12 protein-coding genes and 1 other RNA gene are annotated in these 14,413 nt (G+C 57.6%); 9 read left to right on the forward strand and 4 right to left on the reverse strand.

The genetic code is table 11. The features are described from left to right. The first annotated feature begins 272 nt into the window (after positions 1-272). Together GKQ23_RS11205 and GKQ23_RS11210 are read left to right on the forward strand one after the other, a co-directional pair. On the forward strand, positions 273-1,802 hold the full coding sequence (locus GKQ23_RS11205) for a triacylglycerol lipase (protein ID WP_212411115.1): 1,530 nt from the start codon (positions 273-275) through the stop codon (positions 1,800-1,802). Beyond that, positions 1,799-2,905: a T6SS immunity protein Tli4 family protein gene (locus GKQ23_RS11210; RefSeq protein ID WP_212411116.1), complete on the forward strand. Its 1,107-nt coding sequence runs from the start codon at positions 1,799-1,801 to the stop codon at positions 2,903-2,905. The genes GKQ23_RS11205 and GKQ23_RS11210 overlap by 4 nt, the downstream gene beginning before the upstream one ends. A 211-nt stretch (positions 2,906-3,116) precedes the next feature. Here the strand turns inward: GKQ23_RS11210 and rprA are convergent. The 3 genes from rprA to GKQ23_RS11225 all read right to left on the reverse strand — a co-directional run bounded on the left by rprA (position 3,117) and on the right by GKQ23_RS11225 (position 4,908). Continuing rightward, an RNA gene (rprA, locus tag GKQ23_RS11215) (antisense sRNA RprA) lies at positions 3,117-3,221 on the reverse strand. A 260-nt stretch (positions 3,222-3,481) separates the two neighbouring features. Further along, positions 3,482-4,609, reverse strand: a complete 1,128-nt coding sequence (gene ydiK, locus GKQ23_RS11220; protein WP_212411118.1) for an AI-2E family transporter YdiK — start codon at positions 4,607-4,609, stop codon at positions 3,482-3,484. After that, positions 4,606-4,908, reverse strand: a complete 303-nt coding sequence (locus tag GKQ23_RS11225; protein ID WP_156365638.1) for a hypothetical protein — start codon at positions 4,906-4,908, stop codon at positions 4,606-4,608. Before GKQ23_RS11225 ends, ydiK begins: the two co-directional genes overlap by 4 nt. A gap of 6 nt (positions 4,909-4,914) precedes the next feature. On the opposite strand from GKQ23_RS11225, the gene GKQ23_RS11230 reads away from it, so the two are divergent. Next, on the forward strand, positions 4,915-7,968 hold the full coding sequence (locus tag GKQ23_RS11230; protein ID WP_212411120.1) for an FAD-binding and (Fe-S)-binding domain-containing protein: 3,054 nt from the start codon (positions 4,915-4,917) through the stop codon (positions 7,966-7,968). After that, entirely contained in the window at positions 7,968-8,387 is a 420-nt protein-coding gene (locus GKQ23_RS11235; RefSeq protein WP_212411122.1) for a hotdog fold thioesterase, read from the forward strand. Before GKQ23_RS11230 ends, GKQ23_RS11235 begins: the two co-directional genes overlap by 1 nt. A gap of 54 nt (positions 8,388-8,441) precedes the next feature. Here the strand turns inward: GKQ23_RS11235 and GKQ23_RS11240 are convergent, their stop codons facing one another. Further along, positions 8,442-8,846: a hypothetical protein gene (locus tag GKQ23_RS11240; RefSeq protein WP_056241739.1), complete on the reverse strand. Its 405-nt coding sequence runs from the start codon at positions 8,844-8,846 to the stop codon at positions 8,442-8,444. A 390-nt stretch (positions 8,847-9,236) separates the two neighbouring features. On the opposite strand from GKQ23_RS11240, the gene sufA reads away from it, so the two are divergent. From sufA to sufS, 5 genes are all read left to right on the forward strand, one after another. Further along, positions 9,237-9,611: a Fe-S cluster assembly scaffold SufA gene (sufA, locus tag GKQ23_RS11245; RefSeq protein ID WP_056241737.1), complete on the forward strand. Its 375-nt coding sequence runs from the start codon at positions 9,237-9,239 to the stop codon at positions 9,609-9,611. Positions 9,612-9,616: 5 nt separating this feature from the next. Further along, positions 9,617-11,110, forward strand: a complete 1,494-nt coding sequence (gene sufB / locus GKQ23_RS11250) for a Fe-S cluster assembly protein SufB (protein WP_056241734.1) — start codon at positions 9,617-9,619, stop codon at positions 11,108-11,110. Between the two features lie 69 nt (positions 11,111-11,179). Continuing rightward, entirely contained in the window at positions 11,180-11,926 is a 747-nt protein-coding gene (gene sufC / locus GKQ23_RS11255) for a Fe-S cluster assembly ATPase SufC (RefSeq protein WP_056241730.1), read from the forward strand. Continuing rightward, positions 11,901-13,178: a Fe-S cluster assembly protein SufD gene (gene sufD, locus GKQ23_RS11260; RefSeq protein WP_212411123.1), complete on the forward strand. Its 1,278-nt coding sequence runs from the start codon at positions 11,901-11,903 to the stop codon at positions 13,176-13,178. Before sufC ends, sufD begins: the two co-directional genes overlap by 26 nt. Next, entirely contained in the window at positions 13,178-14,398 is a 1,221-nt protein-coding gene (sufS, locus tag GKQ23_RS11265) for a cysteine desulfurase SufS (protein ID WP_212411125.1), read from the forward strand. The genes sufD and sufS overlap by 1 nt, the downstream gene beginning before the upstream one ends. Positions 14,399-14,413: the final 15 nt, after the last annotated feature.

The following is a 14,413-nucleotide window of genomic DNA, read 5'->3' on the forward strand; positions in this document are numbered from 1 at the left end:
AATTATAAGGTTTTTCCTTCATCACTCATTGAGAATGATCTTTCCCGCCGCCCCGGCAGTTTTACTGGCCGCACTCTCATTTATGCATCGTTGACCAGCACCGGGATCCTCCCCGAGACCGCTGCGAGACTGGGAGATAGCAATGTGGCGCTTTTACTGTCCGGTTCTGTGACCGACTTAACGGTCAGCTTTGAGAAAAAGCATTTACACACCATCGTGTACACGGTCAGAACTGATACCGTTTTCGGTTAATAATAACAGGAGGTTAACGCATGGACGACAATGAAAACCGTTCATATCATCGCCCGATCTGGGATGATAACGGGCGGGTTTATTTCAAGATCCCTTTCCATCCGAAAGAAAAAAATCACGTGGCGGTCTGCCTCAAGCCGCCGGACAAAGTGATCCCGGTGATTTTTATTCCGGGGGTGATGGGGTCAAATTTGAAAAACCAGAGTAGCGAAGTCTGGCAGTTTAGTGCTTCATCGCTTAGAAAATGGCCGCTTGCCAGCCCGGAAAAAAGAAAGTTTCTGCTTGATCCGAAGACCACAACGGTTGACGACAGTGGAGCGATTTTTAACGACGATGTTGACGGGAAAAAATTCCCCTCCCGGCGCGAACGGGGATGGGGAAGCGCGTTTTACAAGAGCTACGGAGAGGCGCTCGACCGGCTGCAGTACCTGCTCAGTGACGACGACATCCTGACGGAAAATCACTTCAGGGAAGCGCAGCTGCAGACGGCGCGACAGCGTTTTACCGGCGTCAGGATAGGCGACGAGCCGGCGGAACAGATGCTGACGAAAGAAGAAGCGGCACACGGCCACCGGTTTTTATTTCCGCTGCACGTTTTTGGTTACAACTGGCTGCAGTCCTGCGCTGATTCGGCGGCACTGCTGGGAACCTTTATCCGCAGCGTGCTGGGACAGTATTACTACCGCCTGGCAGTGAACAAAGTCATTCTGGTCACCCACTCAATGGGGGGGCTGGTGGCCCGGCACTACTCGGAGAACATGAACGGACGGGAAAACATTCTGGGGATGGTGCACGGCGTGATGCCGGACCTGGGCTCACCAGCAGCGTACCGGCGCATGAAAACCGGCGAGCGCGGCATTACCGGTATGATTATCGGCGACAGCGCAGAAAAGCTGATGCCGGTGCTGGCCCAGTCCCCCGGTCCGTTACAGCTGCTGCCGGGCAGTGCTTATGGCACCGGCTGGCTGAAAATCGAGAGCAGCGGTACCCGGCTGTCCCTGCCGGTGGAGGATCCGTATCAGGACATTTACCTGAACAAAACGGCCTGGTGGCGGCTGTGTGAGCAGGGTTTGCTGCTGGGTAATACTGACAGTGAGTGGACGGCTTTTGCTCATCGGATAGAAAATCCAGTCAAAATTTTCATTGAAGAACTGAACGGCAAATACCATCCGCAGACCTGGCTGTTTTACGGTGCCAGTGCGGACAATCCGTCTGATGCGTTCCTGACGTGGAAAGAGCGGATCCCGCCGTACGTGAAGGAGGCGCAGAGGGTCCGGAAAGATTCCGGAGAGCCGCTTGCGCTCTCCCCGTTAAGAACCCATGAGCTGATTTCGGCGGAGACACCCGGTGACGGCACCGTGCCGGTCACGGCGATCCGCACCTCATCCTCCAGTATTCGGGGCGTGCTGGCGACCGATGTCGATCATGAAGGGGCCTATGCCGCTGATCCCGTGGACCGCTCGCGTTCGGTTTACAGTGACCTGTCAGACGCCCTGGTGTTCACGGTCCGCTCGGTGGTGAAAATCGTGCAGCAGGTGCCGCCTCCATGAAAAAAATCCCGTTTCAGCTGCTTACCTCGCTGGCGATAGTGCTGCTGGCGGCAGGATTCTATATTCACAATTTTGTGACGTTTGTGCATACGCCACCGGCGTTAACGGACAAGGAAAAACGTATGGTTGCTACCCTGTTTGCCACCACCAAAGCCCAGTGCGTGGGGCGCTATGTGTTTGAGGTTCCGGCATCATTCGAAAATACCCTGACGGACCGTGCTCAGATTAATGAGGTGAACATCAGCAGCCAGCGGCTCTACCCTCCGGCATTTGAGCAGCGTATCGAGCTGCGGGAGCAGGCATTACAGCATGGGCACACGGTAAGAACGGTCGATCGGCCTTTTCTCAAGCAGGTGTACCGGCTGAGTGAGAATGCGGTGATATTTGACCGTAACAGGAATGAGAGTGAGGCCGGATATGGCCGTGTTCTGGAAGGGCACCTGTACGTTGACGGGGTGGCATTTATCCTTACTCAGGAAATCAATGATTTATCTGACCCAAAGTATCAAGAAGATAAGGAGAGTTTAATCAGGGCTGGCGTTAGTATCGGCTCTCTTAACACCAAACCTGCAAAACTGGCGGAGCTGAAAGATGTAATGTCCCGCCTGAGCGGGCGAAAAAACGATGATATCCCGACGCAGCCGGGAACCTGTATCTCAGAAGGGTTTATCCGCGACGGGAACGGCAAGCCGAAGGAAGATATTACCTTTGTCTATCCGCACAGTCCGGTCTTCTCTTTTGTTGTCTGGAGCAATAATACCCTAAAAGAAAGCACAAACATGCTGGAGCGAAACGGTGAGATACAGTCTTATCTGAATCAGGTTAATGCCAGGACACTGCGTAAAGGTAAAACACAGATAGCCGGTTTTGATACCAGCGAATGGCTTGCCACCGCGCCGTCAGAAAAATCACCCGATAACGCGTCCGCACAGTTATTGTTTACCGCTGTCGCCAATGAAAAAACAGCGGACTTTAGACACCCCAATCTTGACATGACGTTGAGTAACCATGCGCTGCCTCCACCTGCTTACAGCGATGCCGAACTGGTGGAAATATGGGACCGTATCACCCGTTCTTTCCGTCTCAGGAGTAATGCCTTCTAATCTGAGTATTCGGGCAGAAGTAAAGGGTTCTCTTGAGAACCTCTGCTTCAGCGTATAAACATCTTTTCAGAAACGAACCAATACGCTCAGGCGGGATGGTTCGGGTTCGTTGAGTTAATACTCCTTGGACCTTAGGGGGTTAGCATTAAGAGCAGGCTGGCCTTCTTTCATTGTGGAGGAGGGCACATTGCCCTTCTTGCGGGATCGCGGACAAAAAAAAAGCCCATCACAGGGGATGGGCAAAGACTACACACAGCAATTCGTTACGTTACTCAGGGAAGGTTGTTTAAAAATCAGTAACTTGATTTCAAACCTGGTAATCATACTAGGGAACGGATGTACTGGCGTCTTTAAGAATCATCTCATTAGTATACCGTTAGTGATATTTTGCGACCTGCGGACGGCCACTTTTTGCCCGCGCGTAAGTCTTAAAAATAAAATATCACCATAACGGTGGAAAACTGGCCCTGAAAAAGGGGGTTTACAGGCGTCTGGCAGAAAACTGAGGCGTGGTGCGGGGCAGAATAGATTTGGTAAATTAATGTTTCGGCCAGCAGGACTGGCCGAAACGTCGAATCAGAGCGTGCCGTTCTGATGGCGCTCGTGCTCGATCTCCGCCAGCTCTTCCACCACCGCATGAGGGTCTTCATCCGGCGCGGGGGATTCATTAACCCACACCATCACCAGGCGGTAGGAGACGGCCAGCACCACCGGACCGATAAATAGCCCAATCATGCCAAAGGCGACCAGCCCACCGATTACCCCGGAGAGGATCAGGATCATCGGCAAATCGGCACCCATGCGGATCAACATCGGCCGCAGCACGTTATCCAGCGTGCCGACCACGCAGCTCCATACCAGCAGTATCGTGCCCCAGGTGGTATCCCCGCTCCAGTAGAGCCAGATAATGGCCGGTATCAGCACCACCAGCGGCCCCAGCTGCACCAGGCAGGAGAGGATCATCAGCACGGTCAGAATGGTGGCATAAGGAATGCCGGAGAGCGCCAGGCCGATGCCGCCCAGCACCCCCTGCACCAGCGCGGTTACCACCACGCCCAGCGCTACCGCGCGGATCGCCTGACCGGCCAGCAGCACCGCCGCGTCACCGCGGCGTGAGGCGAGGCGGAAGGCGAAGTGGCGGATGCCGCGGGCGACCTGTTCACCGCGCCAGTAGAGCAGAATGCTGAACAGCAGCATCAGCCCGAGGTGCAGCATAAAGCGGCCAAAATGACCGGCCTGGGCGAAGAAGAAGCCGGTGGTACGGCCGATATAGGGCTGGATCTTTGCCATGATGGCGCTGCCGCCGCCCGCTACCAGGTTATTCCAGGCGGAAAACAGCTTATGGCCGACCATCGGGATCTCTTTCAGCCACTGCAGTTCGGGCATCTGGATGCGCCCGGCGCTGATCCAGGCAATCACCGGCGAGCTGTTCTCAATCAGGCTGTTGACCAGCAGCGCGATCGGAATAACGAATACCAGCACCAGCAGCAGCGTCATCGCCGCCACCGCCAGCCCGCGTCTCCCCCACAGCCAGCCCTGAATTTTAATCATCAGCGGCCAGGTGGCGATCACCACCATGCTGGCCCAGGCAAAGCCGAGAATAAACGGCTGTACCACCCAGAAGCTCGCGGTGATCAGCATGCTGACAAACAGCAGCGAAAACACGATTTGCGGCAAATCCCACCCGTTGTAGACGTTCTTCATCTTGCGGACCGATCCTCAGTAAAGGCTTCCTGCCGCCGCCGGGCGATAACAGACCCGGGGCAACGGCAATTATTTTCGTACTTTAGCGACTGTAAAAATTCGGCAAAATCCCCTGCAGCCTGCACGGTTACGCTGAAGGCTGCCGCGTAATCATCACGGATTTCCTGATTTTTAGCCAGAAACAACAGGTTATTCTTTTGTTTCGCTTTTTGAAATAAAGGCAGGTCATAAAAAAATATGATAAAACGAACTGCTGCGTAACAGAGCGACGCAAACGATTCACATAACATTTTGGTCACCCGATAATGATCCCACAGATTTCCCGGGCACCCGGCCTTGTGCAGCTGGTGCTTGATTTTTTGGATGCGTTGAAGCAGGACGGTTTCACCGGCGACACGGCCACCAGCTATGCCGATCGTCTGATTATGTCCACCGATAACAGCATCTATCAGATGCTGCCGGACGCGGTGGTGTTTCCCCGCACTACGGCTGACTTGGCGCTGATTGCCCGCCTGGCCGGCGATGCGCGCTTTACCAGCCTGACCTTTGCCCCGCGCGGCGGCGGTACCGGCACCAACGGCCAGTCGCTGAACCAGGGCATCGTGGTGGATATGTCGCGGCACATGAAGGGTATCCTGGAGATCAACCCGCAGGAGCGCTGGGTGCGGGTCGAGGCCGGGGTGGTTAAAGACCAGCTTAACGCCTTTCTGAAACCTTACGGCTTCTTCTTTGCGCCGGAGCTCTCCACCAGCAACCGCGCCACCCTCGGCGGCATGATCAACACCGATGCCTCCGGCCAGGGATCGCTGGTCTACGGCAAAACCTCGGACCACGTGCTGGGCCTGCGCGCCGTGCTGCTGGGCGGCGATATTCTCGACACCCGCGCGATGCCGGTGGCCGAGGCCGGGCAGCTGGCGCAGCAGCCGGGTGCGGAAGGCAACATCTATCGCGTGGTGCTCGATCGCTGCCGTGAGCAGCGCCCGCTGATTCTGGAAAAATTCCCTAAACTTAACCGCTTTCTCACCGGTTACGATCTGCGCCACGTGCTCAGCGACGATCTGCAGCAGATCGACCTGACCCGCATTCTCTGCGGGGCCGAAGGCACGCTGGCGTTTATCGCCGAAGCGCGGCTGGATATTACGCCGATCCCGAAGGTCCGGCGGCTGGTCAACGTGAAGTATGACTCCTTTGACTCCGCGCTGCGCAACGCCCCCTTTATGGTGGAGGCGAAAGCGCTGTCGGTTGAAACCGTCGATTCGAAGGTGCTGAACCTGGCGCGTGAAGATATCGTCTGGCATTCGGTCAGCGAGCTGATAACCGACGTGCCCGATAAGGAGATGCTCGGCCTGAATATGGTCGAGTTTGCCGGCGATGACGCTGAGCTGATCAACGGCCGGGTGGAGGCGCTCTGCGCGCGTCTGGATGAGCTGATGGCCCTGCGCGAAGGCGGGGTGATTGGTTATCAGCTGTGTAACGACGTCGGCGGCATCGAGCGCATCTACGGTATGCGTAAGAAGGCGGTAGGGCTGCTCGGTAACGCCAAAGGGCGTGCCAAGCCGATCCCGTTTGTGGAAGATACCTGCGTGCCGCCGCAGAACCTGGCGGATTATATCGTCGAGTTTCGTGCGCTGCTGGACGGCCACAACCTCAGCTACGGCATGTTTGGCCACGTCGACGCCGGCGTGCTGCACGTGCGCCCGGCGCTGGATATGTGTGACCCGCAGCAGGAGATCCTGATGAAACGCATCTCCGACGAGGTGGTGGCGCTGACCGCGCGCTACGGCGGGCTGCTGTGGGGTGAACACGGTAAAGGGGTGCGTGGCGAATACAGTCCTGCCTTCTTTGGCGAGGTGCTGTACAGCGAACTGCGGCGTATTAAGGCGGCGTTTGACCCGGCCAACCGCCTGAACCCCGGCAAAATCTGCACCCCGTTGGGGGTTGACGACCCGATGATCAAGGTCGATTCGGTGACCCGCGGCCAGTATGACCGTCAGATCCCGATCGCCGTGCGCAGCGACTGGCGCGGCGCGATGGAGTGTAACGGTAACGGCCTGTGCTTTAACTTCGACGTGAACAGCCCAATGTGCCCGTCAATGAAGATAACCAGCAACCGCATGCACTCGCCGAAGGGGCGCGCCACGCTGACGCGTGAGTGGCTGCGCCTGCTGGCCGAGCAGGGCGTCGATCCGCTGCTGCTGGAGCAGCAGTTGCCGAAAAAGGGCGTCAGCCTGCGCGGCCTGATCCAGCGCACCCGCAATAGCTGGCAGGCGAAGCGCGGCGAGTATGACTTTTCGCATGAGGTGAAAGAGGCGATGTCCGGCTGCCTCGCCTGTAAGGCCTGCTCGACCCAGTGCCCGATCAAGATCGACGTGCCCGGCTTTCGCTCGCGCTTCCTGCAGCTTTACCACACCCGCTATCTGCGCCCGGCCAGCGACTATCTGGTGGCGACGGTAGAGAGCTATGCGCCGCTGATGGCGCGGGCACCGAAAACGTTCAACTTCTTCCTGCGCCAGCGCTGGGTCGGGGCGCTGAGCAAGCGTCATCTGGGGATGGTGGATCTGCCGCTGCTCTCTTCGCCGACGCTGAAACAGCAGCTTTCCGGCACCCCGGCGCTGAGCACTACGCTGGAGCAGCTGGAGGCGATGGATGCCGGCCAGCGCGCCCGTCACGTGCTGGTGGTGCAGGATCCCTTTACCAGCTATTACGAAGCGCAGCTGATCGCCGACTTTGTGCGGCTGATTGAGAAGCTCGGCTTCCATCCGGTGGTGCTGCCGTTCTCCCCTAACGGTAAGGCGCAGCACGTTAAGGGCTTCCTGCAGCAGTTCGCCCGTACCGCGCAGAAGACCGCCGATATGCTGAACCGGGTGGCGCAGCTCGGCCTGCCTCTGGTCGGCGTCGATCCGGCGCTGGTGCTCTGTTACCGCGATGAGTATCGCCAGGTGCTGGGCGACCGGCGCGGCGAGTTTCACGTGCAGCTGGTCCACGAATGGTTGCAGAACGCCGATATCGCCCGAAATGCCCCGTCGGCGGCGGGCGCGGCGTGGTATCTGTTTGGTCACTGCACCGAGTCGACCGCGCTGCCCGGTTCCGTCAAACAATGGGAAAGTATCTTTGCCCGCTTTGGCGCTACGCTGGAGAACGTCAGCGTCGGCTGCTGCGGCATGGCCGGCACCTACGGCCATGAAACCAAAAACCTGGAAAACTCACTCGGTATCTACGAGCTTTCCTGGCAGAAGGCGCTGCACAAGCTCCCGCGCGAGCGCTGCCTGGCCACCGGCTACTCCTGCCGCAGCCAGGTGAAGCGTACGGAAGGGAACGGCATGCGCCATCCGTTACAGGCGCTACTGGAGATAATCTGATGACCATATGGCGGCGTGAAACCACGCTGGAAGAGCTGAATCAGCGCAGCAAGGGCACCATGGTGGAACATATCGGTATCCGCTTTACTGCCCTGCACGAAGACAGTATTGAAGCGGTGATGCCGGTGGACGGCCGCACAAAGCAGCCGTTCGGGCTGCTGCACGGCGGCGCGTCGGTGGTGCTGGCCGAAACGCTGGGATCGATGGCGGGCTATCTCTGCACCGAGGGCGATCGGCACGTGGTGGGGATTGAGATTAACGCTAACCACGTGCGGTCGGCGCGGGAGGGGGAGGTGCGCGGCCGCTGCCGGCCGGTGCACCTCGGCCGCACCCATCAGGTGTGGCAGATCGAAATCGTTGATGAACGTGACCGACTCTGCTGCACTTCCCGCCTCACTACCGCCGTGATCGCTAAATAACCCCGAATATTTCGGGGTTTTTCGTATCTGCTGCCGGGAGTATACTGGTCTCAGTTACATAATCCATGCGGCGCGTTTCACAAAATCGCTTTGCAGTTCGCTGGCTTTATCCCAGTCGCCGCTGAGCGCCAGTTGATGGCACAAACGGGACAACGAGTGGCGCGCCAGTTGCCAGGCTTGCATGCGAAACAGGCGTTCGCGCTGGGTGTTGCTCAGCTCAGCGACCAGGCGGTGATGCAGTTTGCCCAGCGCGTGCAGGTAGCTGTGATCGTCACCGTTGAGCTGGCACAGTTCGGCCATGTCCAGGCAGGTGGCGTTAAACTGGCGCAGTTGTTCGATGGTGCAATCGGGGCGGTTTAGCCGGGCCTGCGCCATATAAAAATCGACGGTAATATCACGTACGGAGAATTTGTACTCATCAATCTTATGTTGCAGCCAGGCACTTATCGAAACGGTCATTGCTGGGTCCGGTCGCGCTAATGATAATCATTATCATATTATAACTGCGGCAATATTCAATGACCTGAAATAAATTTTATCGATAAATGCAGCCTTTCAGAAAAATAGACGAAACCGATATAACGGATGAAAGGCGGCGGCAGGCGGACGATGGGTGAGCAGAGTACCGAAGTTACAAAATATAAACATCTTGTTTTCAACTGGTTATCTTTTATCGCGCGTTGTCGGTCGGGGTGTTACCCGGCAGCAGAACCCGGTCTAAACTTAACCAAAGGGTATCTGAAAACCCCCTTTAACCTTTATCCCTGCAAAACAAGAGGTTGAAGTGATACAGGTTATCACTAACATAGGGGCACTAGCCCGAAGGGCTATCGTATCGTGAGGTAATATATGCAATCAGCAAATCCTGCATCGTTTTCACCGGATGACTTTATCTGGAAAGGCCTGACGCTTACCGACAGCGCGGCCAAACAAATTCTGAGCCTGGCGGCAGGCGATCCCGAGATCCTTGGGCTGAAGCTGGGCGTCAAAACCTCGGGCTGCGCCGGGTTCGGCTACACCATGGACATGGTGAAAGCCTCAGCGAAGGACGATATTCCGTTCACGCACAACGGTGCGACGCTGCTGGTGCCGCTTGAGGCAATGCCGTATATCGACGGTACGGAAGTGGATTTTGTACGTGAAGGCCTGAACCAGATTTTCAAATTTAATAATCCTAAAGCTCAACACGCCTGTGGCTGTGGTGAGAGCTTTGGCGTTGAGTAAATTCTATGTCTCGTAATACTGACGCATCTGACGATGTACAGGTGTGGGAAGGAAGCCAGCAGAACTACAAAGAAGGCTTCTTTACCCAGCTGCAAACCGAAGAGTTCGCCCACGGCATTAATGAAGACGTGGTACGTGCGATTTCGGCCAAACGTAACGAACCTGAGTGGATGCTGGATTTCCGCCTGAAGGCGTTTGCCGCCTGGCTGGAGATGGAAGAGCCGCACTGGCTGAAAGCCAACTACAAAAAACTCGATTATCAGGACTACAGCTACTATTCAGCGCCTTCCTGCGGTAGCTGTGATGACAGCTGCGCGTCAGAGCCGGGAGCGACTCAGGCGTCAGGCGCTGAAGCGCCAAACTACCTGACTCAGGAAGTGGAAGAGGCGTTTAAGCAGCTCGGCGTGCCGGTGCGTGAAGGTCAGGAAATTGCCGTTGATGCAATTTTTGACTCGGTGTCGGTGTCGACCACCTACCGCGACAAGCTGGCGAAAGAGGGCATCATCTTCTGTTCGTTCGGCGAGGCGATTCACGATCACCCTGAGCTGGTAAAACAGTATCTGGGCACCGTGGTGCCGGCCAACGACAACTTCTTTGCCGCGCTGAACTCCGCCGTGGCCTCGGACGGCACCTTCGTCTACATTCCGAAAGGCGTACGCTGCCCGATGGAGCTGTCGACCTATTTCCGTATTAACGCGGCGAAGACCGGTCAGTTCGAACGCACCATCCTGATCGCCGATGAAGGCAGCTACGTCAGCTATATCGAAGGCTGCTCCGCGCCGGTGCGTGACACCTACCAGCTGCACGCGGCGGTGGTCGAAGTGATCATCCATAAAGACGCTGAAGTGAAATATTCCACCGTGCAGAACTGGTTCTCCGGCGGCGATTCCGAAGGCGGCATCCTTAACTTTGTGACCAAGCGCGCGCTGTGTGAAGGTGAAAACAGCAAGATGTCCTGGACCCAGTCAGAGACCGGCTCGGCGATCACCTGGAAGTACCCGAGCGTTATCCTGCGCGGTGACAACTCGATCGGTGAGTTCTTCTCGGTGGCGCTGACCAGCGGCCGTCAGCAGGCCGATACCGGCACCAAGATGATCCACATCGGTAAAAACACCAAGTCGACCATTATCTCCAAAGGGATCTCGGCCGGCACCAGCCAGAACACCTATCGTGGCCTGGTGAAAATCATGCCCACCGCGGAAAACGCCCGTAACTTCACCCAGTGCGACTCGATGCTGATCGGCGCCGAGTGCGGTGCGCACACCTTCCCGTATGTGGAAGTGCGTAACAACAGCGCGCAGCTGGAGCATGAAGCGACCACCTCACGCATCGGTGAAGATCAGCTGTTCTACTGCCTGCAGCGCGGCATCAGCGAAGACGATGCGATCTCAATGATCGTAAACGGCTTCTGCAAAGATGTGTTCTCCGAACTGCCGCTGGAATTCGCGGTGGAAGCGCAGAAACTGCTGGCGATCAGCCTTGAACACAGCGTGGGCTAACCCGCGATAAGAACATTGCCCGATACGGCGACTATCAACAGTGCTGGAAAGCATTGCGAAGGAAAACTTATGTTAAGCATTAAAGACTTACAGGTTAGCGTTGAAGATAAAGCTATCCTGCGTGGGTTGAATCTGGAGATTAAACCCGGGGAAGTGCACGCCATCATGGGCCCGAACGGTTCCGGGAAAAGCACCCTGTCTGCCACGCTGGCCGGCCGTGAAGACTACGAAGTGACCGGCGGTTCCGTCGAGTTTAAAGGCAAAGACCTGCTGGAACTGGACCCGGAAGAGCGCGCCGGTGAAGGCATCTTTATGGCCTTCCAGTACCCGGTTGAAATCCCAGGCGTCAGCAATCAGTTCTTCCTGCAAACCTCTGTTAATGCCGTGCGTAAGTACCGTGAACAGGAAGCGCTGGACCGCTTCGATTTTCAGGACTTTATTGAAGAGAAGATCGACCTGCTCAAGATGCCGGAAGACCTGCTGACCCGTTCAGTTAACGTCGGCTTCTCAGGTGGTGAGAAAAAGCGTAATGACATTCTGCAGATGGCGGCGCTGGAGCCGGATCTGTGCATCCTCGATGAGACCGACTCCGGTCTGGATATCGATGCGCTGAAAATCGTCGCCAACGGCGTCAACAGCCTGCGTGACGGCAAGCGTTCGTTCATTATCGTTACCCACTATCAGCGTATTCTGGACTATATCAAGCCGGACTTCGTGCACGTGCTGTATCAGGGCAAAATCGTTAAGTCCGGTGATTTCTCACTGGTGAAACAGCTGGAGGAGCAAGGCTATGGCTGGCTTACCGACCAGGAATGATAACGCGCTGCAGCAGTGGCATCACCTGTTTGAAACTCAGGGTGAAGGCCGCTCGTTGCAGGCACAGCAGCACTGGCAGCAGCTGCTGCGCGTTGGCCTGCCGACGCGCAAGCATGAAGACTGGAAATACACTCCGCTGGATGCGCTGTTAAACCACCAGTTCGTGCTGCCGCAGAGCGCAGTGCTCAACGCTGAGACGGTGCAGCAGCACGCGCTGGCGATTGACGCGGTGCGCCTGGTGTTTGTTGACGGCCGTTTTGTGGCTGAACTGAGCGACAGCGATCACGATCTGTTCAGTATTGAGGTAGGCCAGATGGGCGACCGCCGTGAGCTGAACGCGCCGATCCAGCCGGAGGTGTTCCTGCACCTGACCGAAAGCCTGGCCGAACAGGTGACGACCATCGGACTGGCGCGTGGCAAAGCGGCACCACGTCCGCTGTACCTGCTGCACATCAGCAGCGGCAGCGCGGAAGGCGAAATGAACACCTGCCACTATCGCCACCACCTGCAGCTGGGTGAAGCGGCAGAAGCGACGGTGATCGAACATTACGTCAGCCTGACCGCGTCTACGCACTTTACCGGCGCGCGCTTTACCGCGGACGTCGGCGATAACGCCGGGCTGAGCCACTACAAGCTGGCGTTTGAAGACCGCAGCAGCTACCACTTTGCGCATAACGACCTGACGCTGGGCCGTGACGTGCGCGTGCAGAGCCACAGCTTCCTGCTGGGTGCCGGCCTGACCCGCCATAACACCAGCAGCCAGCTGAACGGCGAGGGCAGCGATCTGGCGATCAACACCCTGATGCTGCCGGTCGACAAAGAAGTCTGCGACAGCCGCACCTACCTTGAACACAACAAAGGCCACTGCCAGAGCCGTCAGCTGCATAAAACCATCGTGCGCGATCGCGCTCGTGCGGTATTTAACGGCATGATTAAAGTGGCGAAGTATGCGCTGAAAACCGACGGTCAGATGAGCAACAACAACCTGTTGCTTGGCCGCCTGGCTGAAGTGGATACCAAACCACAGCTGGAGATCTACGCCGACGACGTCAAGTGTGGCCACGGTGCTACCATCGGCCGTATCGACGAAGAGCAGATGTTCTACCTGCGCGCGCGCGGCATCGATCGCGCCTCGGCGCAGAAAATGATCATCTACGCCTTTGCCGCCGAACTGACCGAAGCCATCAGCGATGAAACGCTGAAAGAGGCGGTGATGCAACGTATCGCGCAGCGTTTCCCGGAGGCCCTGTAATGAGTTTCGATCTGGCTCGCGTGCGTGCCGATTTCCCGCTGCTGGCACGCGAGGTCAACGGGCAACCGCTGGCCTACCTGGACAGCGCTGCCAGTGCCCAAAAGCCGCAGGTGGTGATTGACGCTGAGAGCCAGTTCTATGAGCAGGGTTACGCTGCCGTCCACCGCGGTATCCATACGCTGAGTGCGGAAGCCACCACGCTGATGGAAAACGTCCGTATCCGCGCCGCGCAGTTTCTTAACGCGGCCTCGGCGGAAGAGATCGTGTTTGTTAAAGGCACCACTGAGGCGATCAACCTGGTCGCCAACAGCTGGGGCGGCAGCCAGCTGCAGCCGGGTGATAACATCATCATCACCGAGATGGAGCATCACGCCAATATCGTACCCTGGCAGATGGTTGCCAGCCGCACCGGTGCGGAAGTGCGCTTTATCCCGCTGACCGCCAACGGTGAGCTCGACGTGGCGCAACTGCCTGACCTGATCGACAGCCGCACCCGCCTGCTGGCGGTGACCCAGGTGTCGAACGTGCTGGGCACTGAGAACCCGGTTAAGGCGCTGGTTGCCCAGGCGCGCGCGGCCGGTATCGTGACGCTGGTCGACGGTGCGCAGGCGGTGATGCACCACCAGGTGGACGTGCAGGATCTGGACTGTGATTTCTATGCCTTCTCCGGCCATAAAATCTATGGTCCGACCGGTATCGGCATCCTCTACGGCCGTAAAGCGCTGCTGGACCAGATGCCGCCGTGGGAAGGGGGCGGAGCGATGATCGCCACCGTCAGCCTGACCGATGGCTCCACCTGGGCCGCCGCGCCGTGGCGCTTCGAGGCAGGCACGCCAAACACCGGCGCGATTATCGGCCTGGGTGCGGCGCTGAACTACGTCAGCGAGCTGGGGCTGGAGGCTATCGCTCACCACGAGCAGGCGCTGATGCGCTATGCGCTGGATAAGCTGGCGACGGTGCCGGACCTGGTCATTTATGGCCCGCAGCAGCGCGCCGGGGTGATTGCCTTTAATCTGGGCAAACACCACGCCTTCGACGTCGGCAGTTTCCTCGATCAGTACGGTATCGCCATCCGTACCGGTCACCACTGCGCGATGCCGCTGATGAAGCACTACGCGGTACCGGCCATGTGCCGCGCGTCGCTGGTGCTCTACAATACCGAAGAAGAGGTGGATCGCCTGGTTGCCGGGCTGATCCGCATCCATCGTCTGCTGGGCTGAACGATCGCCGCGCGA

It is taken from the genome of Erwinia sp. E602, from assembly GCF_018141005.1.
Classification (GTDB): domain Bacteria; phylum Pseudomonadota; class Gammaproteobacteria; order Enterobacterales; family Enterobacteriaceae; genus Erwinia.